The organism is Candidatus Phytoplasma pruni (genome assembly GCF_001277135.1).
Lineage (GTDB): Bacteria > Bacillota_I > Bacilli_A > Acholeplasmatales > Acholeplasmataceae > Phytoplasma > Phytoplasma pruni.
In genome coordinates, this window is record NZ_LHCF01000003.1 from 1 (window position 1) to 15,245 (window position 15,245).

General features: G+C 26.2%; 13 protein-coding genes and 1 pseudogene. 5 read left to right on the forward strand and 9 right to left on the reverse strand.

Annotated features, from left to right (window positions below; translation table 11 throughout):
* Nucleotides 1-26 precede the first annotated feature (26 nt).
* From CPX_RS00725 to CPX_RS00735, 3 genes are all read left to right on the forward strand, one after another.
* Nucleotides 27-971 carry a hypothetical protein gene (locus CPX_RS00725; protein ID WP_053521348.1) on the forward strand — a complete coding sequence of 315 codons (945 nt, stop codon included), beginning with the start codon at nt 27-29 and terminating at the stop codon, nt 969-971.
* A gap of 184 nt (nt 972-1,155) precedes the next feature.
* Nucleotides 1,156-2,010, forward strand: a complete 855-nt coding sequence (locus tag CPX_RS00730; RefSeq protein WP_053521349.1) for a hypothetical protein — start codon at nt 1,156-1,158, stop codon at nt 2,008-2,010.
* Nucleotides 2,011-2,223: 213 nt separating this feature from the next.
* Nucleotides 2,224-3,615: an ATP-dependent metallopeptidase FtsH/Yme1/Tma family protein gene (locus CPX_RS00735; RefSeq protein WP_053521376.1), complete on the forward strand. Its 1,392-nt coding sequence runs from the start codon at nt 2,224-2,226 to the stop codon at nt 3,613-3,615.
* Nucleotides 3,616-3,727: 112 nt separating this feature from the next.
* Here CPX_RS00735 and CPX_RS00740 read toward each other — a convergent pair whose 3' ends face one another.
* The 6 genes and pseudogenes from CPX_RS00740 to rpsP all read right to left on the reverse strand — a co-directional run bounded on the left by CPX_RS00740 (nt 3,728) and on the right by rpsP (nt 7,832).
* Entirely contained in the window at nt 3,728-4,447 is a 720-nt protein-coding gene (locus CPX_RS00740; protein WP_053521350.1) for an RNA methyltransferase, read from the reverse strand.
* Nucleotides 4,448-4,486: 39 nt separating this feature from the next.
* The gene (gene sufU / locus CPX_RS00745) at nt 4,487-4,939 is read right to left on the reverse strand and encodes a Fe-S cluster assembly sulfur transfer protein SufU (protein ID WP_053521351.1); all 453 of its coding nucleotides are present in this window, start codon (nt 4,937-4,939) and stop codon (nt 4,487-4,489) included.
* 45 nt (nt 4,940-4,984) lie between these two features.
* A complete protein-coding gene (tyrS, locus tag CPX_RS00750) occupies nt 4,985-6,232 on the reverse strand; it encodes a tyrosine--tRNA ligase (RefSeq protein ID WP_053521352.1) in 1,248 nt (415 codons plus the stop codon).
* 109 nt (nt 6,233-6,341) lie between these two features.
* Complete coding sequence (rplS, locus tag CPX_RS00755; RefSeq protein ID WP_420885267.1) at nt 6,342-6,719, reverse strand: 50S ribosomal protein L19; 378 nt, start codon at nt 6,717-6,719, stop codon at nt 6,342-6,344.
* 33 nt (nt 6,720-6,752) lie between these two features.
* Nucleotides 6,753-7,504 (reverse strand): annotated as a pseudogene (gene trmD / locus CPX_RS00760) (tRNA (guanosine(37)-N1)-methyltransferase TrmD).
* Nucleotides 7,505-7,583: 79 nt separating this feature from the next.
* Entirely contained in the window at nt 7,584-7,832 is a 249-nt protein-coding gene (gene rpsP / locus CPX_RS00765; RefSeq protein ID WP_017191874.1) for a 30S ribosomal protein S16, read from the reverse strand.
* Nucleotides 7,833-8,571: 739 nt separating this feature from the next.
* Between rpsP and CPX_RS00770 the strand changes: the two genes are divergently transcribed.
* The gene (locus CPX_RS00770; RefSeq protein WP_053521354.1) at nt 8,572-8,775 is read left to right on the forward strand and encodes a hypothetical protein; all 204 of its coding nucleotides are present in this window, start codon (nt 8,572-8,574) and stop codon (nt 8,773-8,775) included.
* Nucleotides 8,776-8,912: 137 nt separating this feature from the next.
* A complete protein-coding gene (locus tag CPX_RS00775; RefSeq protein ID WP_053521355.1) occupies nt 8,913-9,341 on the forward strand; it encodes a DUF234 domain-containing protein in 429 nt (142 codons plus the stop codon).
* Between the two features lie 132 nt (nt 9,342-9,473).
* Here the strand turns inward: CPX_RS00775 and ftsH are convergent, their stop codons facing one another.
* The 3 genes from ftsH to CPX_RS00790 form a co-directional block, all read right to left on the reverse strand.
* Complete coding sequence (gene ftsH, locus CPX_RS00780; protein ID WP_053521356.1) at nt 9,474-11,330, reverse strand: ATP-dependent zinc metalloprotease FtsH; 1,857 nt, start codon at nt 11,328-11,330, stop codon at nt 9,474-9,476.
* The gene (locus tag CPX_RS00785) at nt 11,324-13,270 is read right to left on the reverse strand and encodes an ABC transporter substrate-binding protein (protein WP_053521357.1); all 1,947 of its coding nucleotides are present in this window, start codon (nt 13,268-13,270) and stop codon (nt 11,324-11,326) included. Before CPX_RS00785 ends, ftsH begins: the two co-directional genes overlap by 7 nt.
* A 245-nt stretch (nt 13,271-13,515) precedes the next feature.
* Nucleotides 13,516-15,120 carry an ABC transporter permease subunit gene (locus CPX_RS00790; RefSeq protein WP_053521358.1) on the reverse strand — a complete coding sequence of 535 codons (1,605 nt, stop codon included), beginning with the start codon at nt 15,118-15,120 and terminating at the stop codon, nt 13,516-13,518.
* Between the last annotated feature and the right edge of the window lie 125 nt (nt 15,121-15,245).

Below are 15,245 nucleotides of genomic sequence, written 5' to 3' on the forward strand. Positions count from 1 at the left end.
GGAAAAAGAGTAACAACAATTAATCATTGCTCAAAGAACTAACTGATCTTTTAGCATGTAAAGCCGGCGAAAATATGGATGATGATTGGATCGATAAAACTCAAGAAGATTTAGAAGAAGCTCATGATAAGGTGGATGAAATATTGGCGATATTAAGTTATGACTTAGTTTCTGCCAAAGATAAAGAAGAAATTAAGAAAGAAATTTTAACTAAATGTTTTTTCGACGCCAAAGCGATTATTACTTCTAACCGAACTTTATTCGACCGATTAACTCATGAATTACAAAATAACCCTTCTATCCACAAAAAAACGATAACTTCTCTTCTTTCCAATCAAGAGTTAAAAAATTTAAATAACGATTCAACATCTAAAATAAATGTTGATTTTTACCAAGAAAAAGAAATGATGGTTTTGTTGATTTTTCTGTTTACTTTGATGGAAATAGGTTTTTTGGTTTATTTATGGATTAATAAAAAACAAAAATTATCCTTTAAACCTCAACAATGGAAAAATTGTTGCAATATCAAAACAGCAATAATGTTTATTGTCCTCCTTTTATGGTCTTTTTCTCTTTGTTTTTACCACTACCGTAATATCAAAAGATCAGAAGTTGTCAAACCTTTATCCACTGTTGAATTATTCGATAAAATCGAAAAACATCAAATAAAAAATATTGTAGTTATAACTGAAAACAGTTTGTTGGATGGACTGCATTATCAAGTTTTAACAGAAGATAAAATAAGCCATTTATTTGAAAACGAAATAAAACCAACTTTACATGCGCAAATGTTGAATAAAATTCATAATCATAAAATTAAAGATTTTTATTTTAAAGAAGCAAAAACTTTTAATTTATTGAGTTTTTACTTAAAAATGATTTTAATTATATCTTCTCTGATCTTTACTGTTTCTATTTTAACGAATATTAAAAAATTTTATCTTCAAAACAAGATGTCTCATTCCGAATAAATATCTTAATTTTTGTCTTTGTCTAAAGATTTTGAAAAACAAAATAAAGATTATTTTTCACACCTAAAACAAGTTCTTTTTCGTCGGGACTTGTTTTTTTTTTTTGTGTATAATAATTTTTAATAATTTAATTTTCTAAATTATTAAAAATTAATTCCAAAATGAAGAAAGGTTAAAAAAAGAAATGAATTATAAAGAATTTATTCGGAAACATAAGAAAATAATAATGTTAGTAGCGATAGGGTTATTAGGGATTTTGCTGATAGTTGGCGTTTTTTTCGGAATTAAACGTTTTAGCAGTGTTTCAAACAAAATTGATCGCTCTAAATTAGAAAAATTAACAGAACATGATAAACAAAAAATAGATTATATGAATAATATAGGAATATGTTTTTCTAGCGAATATTATTCTTTTTTTGTTTGGTTAATAGAAAAAAATAATGATAACAAATATATATACGATAATTTAGATCGCAACCAAGCAAAACAAGTATTTAAATACAAAAAGGATACTATTTCTAACCAATTCCAAAAAATTGAGGACTGGAAAAGAGAAAGGGGACAACAAGAATTAATAAAACACAAAACTATAAAAATAAATTATGCTGTTATAGATAATAATAAAACAAAAATTGAAAAAATGGAGCAACTTAATAAAAAATCGCAGAAAGAAAAAATTATTTTTCCACTTTATAATGAAAAAAACCAAATCATTAAAATAGAATATTTTCAAAATAATAATAGAGGAGGCGACTTGTCGCTAGAATTAACATATGATATAAAGTATGATTCAGAAAATAGATTAACACGAATTATTAAAAATTCAAAAACACCAAAAATTTTCGATATATCTTATAAAAATAATTATTTAGATAAAGTAAAAGTTTCTCTTGGCAATATAACAAACAAAGAAGAATATGTATTTCATTATAGCGATGCACAGCAATTAGAACATATAATATATAAAAAAAACATTGATAAACCGCAAAGTCAACAATTTGACTTTTTTATATTACAAGAAAAAAATAATCAAGAATAGGACTTATGTATGCTTAATATAGTTAGAAATGGAAAATATAAAAAATATTTTAAAAAAAATAATATATTTATGATTTTATTAATTTGGTTATCTTTTTTTAGCATTATGGAATATTATTTTAATAATACAGTAATTTTAAATAGAAATAAAAATCTTTTTTATAAATGTGTATATAATATATTCGATGCGAATAAATTATTTTTGCGTATTATAATGAAAATTTATCCTATTATATTTAGTTATTATATTATGAATAGTATCATATTATACAGTTCGAATGAAATAAATTCTACACCTCATTCTTCCTCTAAACAAAAATCTCAATTTACTTTTAAAGATGTGGCTGGCAACGAAGAAGAAAAAGAAGAAATGCAAGAATTAATTGATTTTTTAAAAAATCCTAAAAAATACCAAGATATAGGGGCTTCTATTCCGAAAGGAGTTTTATTAGAAGGACCGCCAGGAACTGGTAAAACTTTATTAGCGAAAGCGGTTGCTGGAGAAGCAAATGTTCCTTTTTATTCAGTATCTGGTTCTCAATTTGATGGTATTTTAGTTGGGTTAGGATCTAAAAAAATTAGGGAATTATTTCAACAATTAAGACATTTAACTACTTGTGTTTTATTTATTGATGAAATAGATGCTTTAGGTAAAAAACGTGGTCAATCTGAAAATAAACATGAACAAACTTTAAACCAATTACTGACAGAAATAGATGGTTTTAATACTTCTTCAGGGATTTTAATTATCGGCGCCACTAATAGAGCTGATATATTAGATCCAGCTTTACTTCGTCCCGGACGATTTGATCGTATTTTTAAAGTAGGATTGCCGAATGCGAAAGCGAGAAAAGCGATTTTAGAAGTGCACGCTAAAAATAAAAAACTAGATCCATCAGTTGATTTAGAACAAATCGCTAAACAAACACCTTCTATGAGTGGGGCCCAATTAGCTGCTGTTTTAAATGAAGCTTCTATTTTAACAGTTAGAAATGATAAAGAAACAATAACAAATGAAGAATTATATGAAGCTATTGATCGTGTTTTAATGGGTCCAGCGAAAAAATCAAGAAAATACGATGAAGAAGAAAGAAAAATGGTAGCTTATCATGAAGCGGGGCACGCTGTTATTGGTTTAAAGTTAAAACATGCTCCTAAAGTACATAAAGTAACTATTATCCCAAGAGGCAATGCTGGTGGTTATAATTTAATGTTGCCAGAAAAAGAAACTTTCTTTTCTTCTAAAAAAAGAATGTTAGCTAATATTATCTCTTATTTAGGCGGCAGAGCGGCCGAAGAATTAATGTTTGATGATATTTCTAACGGAGCTTATGGAGATTTTAAATCTGCCACTCAAATAGCGACCCAAATGGTAACTAAATTAGGGATGTCTGATTTAGGACCGATGCAGAATGATAATAATTCTTTTATGCGTAACGAAATAGTAGAAAAAGAAATTAAAAAAATCATCGATGAATGTATGGAAGAAACAAGAAAAATAATTAAAGAAAATAAAGATTTATTAGATAAAATAGCTAACACATTGTTAGAACAAGAAACTATCGTCAAAGAACAATTAGAACAAATAGTTAATCAGAACAATTGAAACATATAATACAAACATAAAACAAAAAAGAACCCTTTTAAGGGTTCTTTTTATATTGATAAAATTTTTATCAGATAAAGATTATTTTTAGTATAAAGAAGTAATAGAAGTTTTATTTTAATAAATACATTAAAATACTACCAGCAACATTAACATTTAAACTTTCTACCGAAGAAGTGTCGATATTAATAAAATAAGACGAAAGACCTTTGACTTCTTGAGAAATACCAGACCCTTCATTCCCTACCACTAAAGCTCTTTTTTTATTTTGTAAAAATTCTTGGTTTAATTCTTTTAAATCAATAGTTTTTTCATTAACAGAAGAACTGAAAATATAAGTGTTATCTGTTTTTAAATTGTTTAAAAAAGAGACGGTATCGCCTCTTTCTAAAAATAAATTAAAAAAAGCTCCTTGGGTAGCGGCGATCACTTTTTCATTATAAAAGTCAACACTTTTATCGCTGAAAAAAACATGTTTAAAACCGAAAGCGCTAGCGCTTCTTAATAATGTACCAGTATTACCAGGGTCTTGAACATCATCTAAGACTAAAATTTTATCACTTTGTAAAACGTTTTTTTTCATTTGACAAACTGCTACTTGAGAATATAAAACTTTATTTTTATTTAATTCTCTCATTAAGTAATCTTCCATCAGAATACCTTCGTGTTGGTCGGTATTATTAGTATAAAGTTCTAAAACAACCCCGCTTTTTAAAGCTTCTTCAACTAAATGCTCTCCAAAAACTAAAAATTCTTGGTATAAATCGCGATATTTTTTTAAAGCTAATTTTTTTAATTTTTTAAATTTAGGATTTTTTTTAGATAAAATCATGGTTATTTTCTTTCTTAGATATATTTTTAATCAATCAAATTACTTCGTAGCGAGAAGAGTATTTTGCCTTTCTTGAATCATTTTTAACAATAAAGTCCAAGGCATACTGGCGCATTTAAATTTGCCAGGAAAATGGATCACATTTTCTAAAATATGCAATTCTTCTTTTAAAACTTTTTTATCAAAAGGTTTATTTTCTAATAAATTAAGAAAATGATTTATTTTTTCGATACTTTCTTCTAAAGTGTTATTTTTCAAATGAATAGACATGAGCGAAGCGGAAGCTACTAAAATAGAACAACCTTGTAATTCGTATCTAATATTAACAATCTTATTCTTTTCCAAAGTCACTTGAAGAGTTATTTCATCACCACAAGAAAAGTTTTTCTGTTGAGATAGGTAGGAATGAGGATTATTTTTTTCTAACCCTATATTAACAGGATTTTTATAATGTTTTAAGATTAATTGACGATACAATTCTTGTTTAGACATCACCAAAAGAACTCTTTCTTTTCCAATAAATTAAAAGACTATTTTTTAATTAAAAACGATTAAAGCTTTAAATTTATTTTTTTTAGTTAATAAAACGTATTTATCATATAAAGCGTCTTTAGAGCTTAAAAGATAATCTATTTGTTTAACAGGATTTTTAAAAATTTTCACTGATCCTGAAGAAATGATTTTTTTAGCTTCGTTTTTAGAAGCAGTTAGTTGGGTTTGCGCCAAAACGTCCACTAAAGGCAGATCAGTATTAGTTTGCACAGTTACTAAGTGTTTTTGCAATAACACAAAATCTTCTTTTTGAAAAACATGTTTTTTAGAGAATAAAATCTCGTTAACTTGAAAACATTCTTTAAAAGCCTCTTCTCCGTATAAAAAAGTAACAATACTTTTAGCTAATTCTTTTTGAGCTTTTCTTTGTTGTGGATTTTGTTGAACCTCTTCTTCTAATGCCATAATAAAAGTTGGTTTTAACAAAGTTAAAGTTTTTAAATAATTAACTACATCATTATCAGCCGTATTTAAGAAATATTGGTAAATTTGATAAGGACTCGTTAATTTTTGGTCTAACCATAAAGTATTTTTTTCACTTTTGCCAAATTTAACCCCTTGACTATTTAACAATAAAGGGATGCTCATACCGACTGGTTTTTCCTCTAGGGGGGTTTTTTCTAATTTACGAATTAATTCTAAACCGCTGGTAATATTGCCCCATTGATCAGAACCACCCATTTGTAGTTTAATTTGTTTATTTTTGTATAATTGATGAAAATCTAAAGCTTGTAAAATCATATAAGAAAATTCCGAATAAGAAATCCCTGTTTTTAACCTTTTGGCTACTGTGTCTTTAGCGATCATATAATTAACGTTGAATAATTTTCCGTAAGTCCTAAAAAAGGTAATAAGATCTATTTGAGAAATCCAATCATAATTATTAAAAAATTCCACTTTATGAGGGGATAAAATGTTAGTTAGTTGTTTTTGAATTTGCTCTACATTATGATAAATCGTTTCTTTAGAAAGTAAATTTCTTTCTTCAGTTTCTTTAGGATCACCGATTAAACCAGTCGCTTGCCCGATCAAAATAAACGGAATATGACCTTTTTGTTGTAATAATAAAATAGTTGTAATTTGCACTAAATGACCTACAGTTAAAGAATTCCCAGTAGGATCGAAACCGCAATAAAAATTAATAGATTCGTTATTTAACATCTCTTCTAATCTTTTTTCATCGCTACAATCTTTTATTAAATTACGCCATTTTAATTCTTGAAATAACAGCATTATTAACTCCTTTAAATGATTTTTTGAAAAAAATAAATTTCTTATATAATTTAAAAAACGAGATTAAAATAATCTCGTTTTTTCATGATTCAAAATCTTTTTTATTAAATTATTTCTTAAAATTAAAAAAATTATTTTTTTCTTTAATTCTAGCGGCTTTAGCTGAAAGTTTTCTGATGTAATAAAGTTTAGAACGTCTTACGATTCCGCGACGAATTACTTCTATTTTTTCATATAAAGGCGAATGAATTGGAAAAATTCTTTCTACTCCTACGCCAGAATAAACTTTTCTTACAGTAATGTTTTCAGAAATGTTGCTACCTTGACGTCTAATAACTAATCCTTCAAATGTTTGAATTCTTTTTTTGTTACCTTCTTCAATTTTAATGTAAACTTTTACAGTATCGCCTGGTTTGAAATCAGGAACACTTTTTAAATTGTTTTCGTTAATTGAATTGAGTAATTCTTGTCCTTTTAAATTCATGATTTTCTAATTTCCTTTATGAAAATAATCATCTTCTCAATCTTTTTTATTGATTTTTTGATTTTTAGTTTCTTTTTTAATTTCTTCTAATAATTGATGTTGTTTCTCGTTTAAAGTGGTTTTTTCTAATAAATCCGGTCTTTTTAAAAAAGTGTTTCTTAAACTTTCTTTTTCACGCCATTGAGTAATGTTTTCATGATGACCTGATAAAAGTATATCAGGAACTGATTTGTTTTGATAAGTTTGCGGTTTAGTGTATTGAGGATATTTCAATAAACCATTTTGATGAGAGTCGTTTAAATAAGATTCCTTTTTAATGACATCAGGAACTAATCTTGCAATAACGTCTATAAAAACTGTAGCCGCTATTTCGCCGCCAGTTAAGACGTAATCGCCAATGGAAATTTCTTCATCCACATAATCTAAAACTCTAGCATCTACACCTTCATAATTACCACATAAAATAACTAAATGAGAAAAATTTTGGGCATATTCAACAGCTTTTTGTTGGGTCAATACATTACCTTGAGGAGATAATAAAATTACTCTACTTTTAGAATAAGTTTTTATCTGTTGAAGAGCGTCGTAAAAAGGAGGAAATTTCAACAACATTCCTACATCTCCACCGTAAGGAATATCATCTATTTGATTGTGTTTATTATTGCTATATTTTCTTAAATCGTGAATTTCAAACTCAATTTGTTTGTTAATTTGAGCCCTTTTAATAATAGAATTGTTTAAAAAACTATCAAAAAAAAAGGAAAAATAGTAATAATATCAAATTTCATTTTTATAAAAGCCTTTTCACCAACTTACACCAACAATTAACCTAAAATATTATATTTTAGGTTAGGAAAAATATTGATTTTACGCTTGTTTATTATTGTTTTTGTATTTTTTTAATAAATTGTGAACAGTTTTTGTAGGTTCTCCGCCGACTGAACGCCATTTATCAATTTTCTCAACATCTAAATTAATTAAATTTTTGAATGGTTCATAAGTTCCTAAAATCTCTAAAAATTTACCATCTCTTTTATTTTTGGAAGTTATAGCAACTACACGATAAAAAGGTTTTTTATGAGCACCAAAACGTTGTAAACGAATTTTAACTGACATTTTTATTCCAAACCTACTTTCTTTAAAAATACTCTATCTCATTAATTATAAAACAAAAAACCATATCTGTCAACAACTTAAATATAATAAATAATAATATTATTATATAATAAGTTTTATTGTTTATTATATTTAAATTTTTCATATAAAAAAACTTTTTAGATATTTTTTTATTTATATTTATTACAAGTAATATTATAAAGAAAATTATATGTTTTTTTTAATATTTATATTGTAAAAAGTCATTTTTCTTTTATCTGAAAGTTTTTTTATATATTAATTAAGCGAAAAAGGTTAATTGAGAATGTTTTTTTTACTAAAAAGATATGTATCCTAAATCATTATATCAACAAACAACCAAGATACATGATATAATGTTTATTTCAATAAAGCTTTTAAAAAGGGATTTATTATATTTCATGGTAGAAAAAAGAATTAACCAATTTACAATAAAAAATTGATTCTAATAAGTTTGAATTTATCCTTCTTTATGGTCGTAGAAGAATCGGGAAAACAGCTATTCTGCAGAAGATCATGGAAAAAAATAAGCAAGCTATTTATTTTATGGCTAAAGAAAAAAGAGTTGAAATAAATTTACGCGAATTAACTCAAACGATAGGTGTTTTTTAAACAACCTTTGTCTTTTGATAGTTATCAACAATTGTTTAAATATTTAGTTGATCAAAAAACCAAAAAATAATTTTAATGATAGACGAATTTACTTATTTATTAAAAGATAATGGCGGTTTTTCTTCTGATTTGTAAGATAATAATCGATCATATTTTACCTGATTTTATTATTAAATTAATTGTTTCAGGTAGTCATGTCGGCGTTATGGAAAACGAATTATCTTTCCAAAAACCTTTATACAGTCGTAAAACTTGTTCTTTAAAAATAAAACCTTTTGATTATGAGGAGGCTAGTTTGTTTATCCTCAAATAAGTTTAGAAGATAAAATAATTTTTTATAGTATTTTCGGCAGAATCCCTTTTTATCTTAATCAAATAAATCCCCAATTAAGCGTTCAAAAAAATATCATCAATATCATATTAAAACCGTTTTTAAATAATGAAGTTGAAATGGATTTTATTTTAAAACATGAAATTCCAAAGCCGCAAAAATATATAGCCATTCTTCAAAGTATCGCTTATGGAGCGACTAAATTAAACGATATTAGCAAAAAAAGCCATATCAAATCCTCTAGTTCTACCTCTAATTATATTAGTACATTGGAAAAGATGGGAATAGTAGGCCAAGATTTTTCTTTTGGAGAAAGAAAAAATGCTAAAAAAACTCTTTATTATATGAAAGTCCAATTCTTTCGTTTTTATTTCGCCTTTATTGAGTCCAATATAACTACTATTTCTTCCACAGAAGAAGAATTGTTTTATTCTAAATTCATCGAACCTAAACTTAACGAGTATGTTTCTTGGGGATTTGAAAAGATGTCTCAATCTTTTGTTCATAAAAAATACGTTTCTGTTTCTCAACAAATAGGACTTTATTGAGGAAATGTTCTCGAATGGGAAAATAATAAAAAATTCAATAAAGATGTAGAAATATATATCATCTTACAGAAAACTAATAAAAAGGTCTTTCTTTTTGAATGCAAATGGAATATTTGTTTAAATTTTATAAAGTTATTTTTGCATTTGATTAATAGATATTTTCTCAGCAGATGGATTTAAATTTGTCATAATATTGTTTAAATCAGTTTCTGTTATGGTTTCTTTTGCCAATAAAGAATCAGCGATAGCATCCAATAAAAGACAATTTTCTTTTATAATGTTTCGTGCTTCAATCATAGATTTATCAATTATTTTTTTCACTTCATTATCAACCAAAGGATTATTTACCAAATAATTGTTTTCATTCTGCATCGGTCCTAAATCAGACATTCCTAATTTTGTCACCATTTGAGTAGCTATTTGAGTAGCTTGTTGAAAATCACCAAAAGCCCCATTAGAAATATCATCAAACATTAGTTCTTCGGCAGCTCTTCCGCCTAAAAATGAAATAATATTTGCCAACATTCTTTTCTTAGATGAAAAGAAGGTCTCTTTTTCTGGCAACATTAAATTATAACCACCAGCATTGCCTCTTGGGATAATAGTTACTTTATGTACTTTAGGAGCATGCTTTAACTTTAAACCAATAACAGCGTGTCCCGCTTTATGATAAGCTACCATTTTTCTTTCTTCTTCATCATATTTTTTAGATTTTTTAGCAGGCCCCATTAAAACTCGATCAATAGCTTCATATAATTCTTCATTTGTTATTGTTTCTTTATCATTTCTAACTGTTAAAATAGAAGCTTCATTTAAAACAGCGTCCAATTGGGCCCCACTCATGCCTGGAGTTTGTTTAGCGATTTGTTCTAAATCAACCGATGGATCTAGTTTTTTATTTTTAGCGTGCACTTCTAAGATCGCTTTTCTCGCTTTTACATCAGGCAAACCAACAGTAAATTTACGGTCAAATCTTCCTGGTCTTAATAAAGCAGGATCCAACATATCAGCTCTATTAGTAGCGCCAATAATAATAATTCCTTTAGAAGTAGTAAAACCATCCATTTCGGTTAATAATTGGTTAAGAGTTTGGTCTTTTTCCCGAGGATCATCACTATTCCCTCCACCTCTTTTACCGCCTAAAACATCTATTTCATCAATAAACAAAATGCAAGGAGCATTAATGTTTGCCTCTTTAAAAAGATTTCTAATACGTGAAGCCCCAACTCCAACATATTTTTCTACAAACTCAGAACCAGATACTGAATAAAAAGGAACTCCAGCTTCTCCAGCAACCGCTTTCGCTAATAAAGTTTTACCAGTTCCTGGTGGTCCTTCTAATAAAACTCCTTTCGGAATAGAAGCCCCTATATCTTGGTATTTTTTAGGATTTTTTAAAAAATCAATTAATTCTTGCATTTCTTCTTTTTCTTCTTCGTTTCCAGCTATATCTTTGAAAGTGAATAAAGATTTTTGAAAAGAAGATATTTGAGAATTCTTATTTAATCGGCCAGATGTTTCTTTCATATTGTTTAAAATATAAAATATAAAAATAATAGAACCAAAACTACTTAAAATGTGAAACAAATACATATAAATGTTTATATAATTTTTATTTATGTTTGTTTTTACTACACTAATATTATTTTTATTATTTTGTTGATCTATTAATTCACATAATAGACCATAAAAAATGCTGTCTATTTTACAAAAATACTTTTGATTATTATTTTTTTGAATTGCTTCAACATATAAATATTCTCCAGTTATGATATCAAATTTTTTAGTATAGTAAATTTTTTGAATAATTTTTTTTTGAATATCAGATTTGAGTTGATGATAATTTTTCTCTTGTTGTGGTAAATTATAATAATTTTGATAAAAATTATAGACAAAAGGGAAAATAAAAAGTAAAAACATAAAACTGATTAAAAAAGGTTTTTTAAATAAATTAAAAACCTTTTTTATTTTTTTGATGTATACTAACATCTATCATTTAACCTCCAAATCAAAAAAGAATCAGTAAAATCATTAATTAGATCTTTGTAGAATTTATGCTTTTTAATTTGATATAAAGGCATAATTGGGAATTTTTGAAACACTTCTTCTTCTAATTGTTTTATAATATTAAAAAATTGTGTTTTTGCTTCTGATGCATCTTGTTTATTGTCGCTATCGCTCTTATTTTGTAATGCTGTTAATTCTTCTAATAATTCATTTTGGCTTAATTGTTTATTTAAATATGGGATTTCATATGTTCGATCTTGTCCATTTGCTTTTTTTATCAAATCAGCTATATAAACCAATATAGTATGAGCTCTGTCTCTGTTTATAAGACCTTTCTCAGAGATTACTAAATTAAAATCTCCTTCTGTTTCGACTTCAATATCAATTTCCGATGTAGAAAAGCACTCTTCAAACATAGATTTTAAAGAAGTTATTAATTTTTCTTGAAAATCGCTCCCATCAGATCTAAAAATTATTTTTAATGGTGAAAAATATTTTTTTCCAAGTTGCGTTTTCGAAAAATCATTTTCTACAGATTTAAACAACTCTAATGCTTTTCTTGGATTAAAACTATTTTGAATTAAATTAGTTTCTGAAACATTATTTTCTTGAATATTTAAGAATTTTCTTAAATTTTCTTCATGAAAATTTGTCTTATTGAACTTTTCATAATCTGTTATTAAAGTAATATTAGAAATAAAAGAAAAAGTAGGATTAAACTTAAATAAATTTTCTTGTTTTAATTTTTGTCTATCAATAGCAAAAAATAAAGCCTGTCGAAAACGTGGGTCTTGAACAAAATAATTTGTTTTTGTTTTCATGTTTTGAATTTCTAAATCATCTTCTTGTTCTTCTAAAAAGTTGTTAAAATATAAATAACCAACACCTCTAGTATCTTTGGCAATATATTGTTTATTAGATATATATTCTAATAAATTATTATCATTAATAATTAATTCATTTAATTTCCCATCATTAAAAAGTTGAACTCCTTCTTGATCATTTTCAATAAGTTTATAATGAATAAAAGAATTAGGATATTTATCGTTTTCAAAGTATTTAGAATTTTTTTTAAATATCCAATCTTTTTCATGATCATATCCTTGGGATACTTGATAAGGCCCATAAGAAATAAAAGGATATTCTTTTGCCCCATATTCCGCTTTATCTATTGATTTTCCTTCATAACTTTTTTCAAATTCTTCTTTGGGAAATAATGTTAAAAGATTTAAGAATGAAACAACATAAGATAATTTTTGCGGTTTATCATAATAAAAACTAAAAGTTAATTCATCATGTTCATCTTTAATAAATGTTGTTGCTAATAATTTTTTTAAATTATCTGGATATACTTTTTCATCCTTATCTGAATGCAAAAATTCTAAAATTTTTTTATTTGTATCAAAAGAATATTTTACAGTTTCATTATTGATTTTTTTATCATTTTCAAATTTTAAGTTATCTTTTAAATTAAATGTCCATTTATTTGAAGAAACATCATAATGAAATTTATCATATCCTTTTATTTCTTGCTCAATTCCTCTTTCATCTTTGGGAAAGTTTTTTAACAATCCAAGAGCATAAGTGGGTTTTAAAATATCATGTTTTAATTCATTGTTTTGCAAAACTGAGGAGTAATCGTCTGATATTGAAACATGCTTTTTTTGAATGGCTTTTTCCCAATCAGTTTCTAATGTAATAAAATTACATTTTAATAATAAAAGCATCTCGTTACTCAACGGATTTGAATCAAATAAATCCACTACAGGGTCTTCGTTTTGCTTATTAATGGTTTTAACATAAATATCCTTAGGTATTTTATCTTCTTTAGGTGTTTCTGGTGTTACGTTTGAGCTCACACTTGTGGAAGAACTTTCATCCTTATTATCGTTTAAACTTTTAATTCCAAAAAAAAACGCCAACTATCAGCAAAATCCCTAATAACCCTATCGCTACTCGCATTATTATTTTCTTATGTTTCCGAATAAATTCTTTATAATTCATTTCTTTTTTAACCTTTTTTCATTTTGGAATTAATTTTTTAATAATTTAAAAAATCAAATTATTAAAAACTATTATACACACACTAAAAAAAAAAAACAAGTCCCGACGAAAAAGAACTTGTTTTTTATAAGTTGTTTAAAACAAAAAAGTTATGTTTAATAATTTAATTTTTATTAATTTTTTTACAAATACAGTTGGTAAGAGTGATTAAAGTTAAATAAATAACACTAACGATCACGAAAGGAGTAATTGTATCATTAGTAAGAACAATATTACGTTGAGCATTCCATAATAAACTAGATAACCCAATAATAGAAAATAAAGCTGTTTCTTTAAAATTAATAATTAGTTGATTCCAAACAAAAGGCATCGATCTTTTTAAAGTTTGTCTTAAAATAATATAATTGAAAACTTGTTTTTTTTTCATCCCTAAAGAATAGGCAGCTTCAAATTGCCCTTTATCTAAAAGTTTCATATTATTAACGAAAACGCTAGTTAAAATAGTAGCATTATTGATTAAAATGATAATTAAAGCGGTATAAAAAGAACCTAAAGAATCTACTTTGAAAAAATCAAAATTAAGAACTAATAAATTATAAACTAAAATAACTTGAATAGAAATAGGAACCGCTTTAAGAACATAAATCAAACTATCTATTAAAACAGAAAAGATGTTTTTTATTTTAAAAGATTTTTTGGCAGGTGATTCTACAGCAGTGTTGACTGATAACAACTTAATTTTGAAAAATAATAAAGATAATATAAAACCTAAAAGCAAGCCATCAACAGCCAATAATAAAGAAATCAAAAAACTTTTATAATATGTTTTGAAAAAACTTGTTTTGGATTTGGTTGAATCAATAACCTTTTTATGTTTGTCAATTGCTGTCGGATGGTATTTGCCTTGATATGTTGCCTTGGTATTTAAAACTTCTTTTAAAATGCCTTCTAATTCCTTTTTTAAATTTTCTCCTTTTGTACCTTTTTGCAAGAACATGCCTAAAGGAGGGACTTTTATGTCATCAGGCAAATCTGTTAATTTGAAAGCTTTGAATTTATCACGTTGTTGATTGGCGATTAAATCTATTACCGGATATTCTAATAAAAGAACGTCTGCTGTTCCGTTAGAAACTGACTCAGCACAATTCACTGCGTCCTCTTTTAAAGCTGTTTTTTTAGCTTTTGGCAAATAATGTTGCTTTTTCAAAGTATCGAAAAATTGAATATCATATATTGAACCGATAATAGTGGTTATCCTTTTCACTTCTTTTAAGTCATTTAATTTTATTGCATCCTTTTTCTCTTTAAACAAAGGATCATCTTTTCTAACAAGAATACCTAAATCAGACGTATGATACTCAATAGATAACATTTGTTCTTTTCTTTCAGCTGTAACATTTAACATTCCAATAATAACGTCTACTGTACCCTGTTTAACAGCATTTAATATCCCAGGAAAAGAGAAAGTTCTAATAATCAAATTCCTATTCATTTTGTCGGCTATTTCTTTAAAAAATTCGATATCAGAACCACTGATAAAATCGCCATTAATAGTTTCGTGACCATTATCTTTATTGTTTCCGTCAAAAGCGAAAGGTGGAGCGTTATTCACGATTCCTAAAGTTAAAGTTTCTTTTCCATCTTTTTTAACACCATTAGGTATTAAGATATAAAAATTAAGCCAAACCAAAAGAATCGCTATTATCGTGCCGATGGAAATTTTTTTCCAATTTTTCATAAGATATTTTTTTAATATAAAAGCGTCCATAAAGTTACAATTATTCCTTCCGATCAATTTCGTCTTTATTATTTAGTTTCTTTTGTTAAAAATAAAAAAATTAACTTAAACTAATAAAAGTTGAAAACAAGATATTCATTAATAAATTTGTCACT

What these genes read in the sequence shown, in the direction of transcription:
- CPX_RS00730 (WP_053521349.1), top strand. Translation starts at nt 1,156, where the DNA reads ATGAATTATAAAGAATTTATTCGGAAACATAAGAAAATAATAATGTTA.
- CPX_RS00740 (WP_053521350.1), bottom strand. Translation starts at nt 4,447, where the DNA reads ATGATTTTATCTAAAAAAAATCCTAAATTTAAAAAATTAAAAAAATTA.
- CPX_RS00775 (WP_053521355.1), top strand. Translation starts at nt 8,913, where the DNA reads ATGGATTTTATTTTAAAACATGAAATTCCAAAGCCGCAAAAATATATA.
- CPX_RS00770 (WP_053521354.1), top strand. Translation starts at nt 8,572, where the DNA reads ATGGCGGTTTTTCTTCTGATTTGTAAGATAATAATCGATCATATTTTA.
- rpsP (WP_017191874.1), bottom strand. Translation starts at nt 7,832, where the DNA reads ATGTCAGTTAAAATTCGTTTACAACGTTTTGGTGCTCATAAAAAACCT.
- CPX_RS00790 (WP_053521358.1), bottom strand. Translation starts at nt 15,120, where the DNA reads ATGGACGCTTTTATATTAAAAAAATATCTTATGAAAAATTGGAAAAAA.
- sufU (WP_053521351.1), bottom strand. Translation starts at nt 4,939, where the DNA reads ATGTCTAAACAAGAATTGTATCGTCAATTAATCTTAAAACATTATAAA.
- ftsH (WP_053521356.1), bottom strand. Translation starts at nt 11,330, where the DNA reads ATGTTAGTATACATCAAAAAAATAAAAAAGGTTTTTAATTTATTTAAA.
- CPX_RS00735 (WP_053521376.1), top strand. Translation starts at nt 2,224, where the DNA reads ATGAAAATTTATCCTATTATATTTAGTTATTATATTATGAATAGTATC.
- tyrS (WP_053521352.1), bottom strand. Translation starts at nt 6,232, where the DNA reads ATGCTGTTATTTCAAGAATTAAAATGGCGTAATTTAATAAAAGATTGT.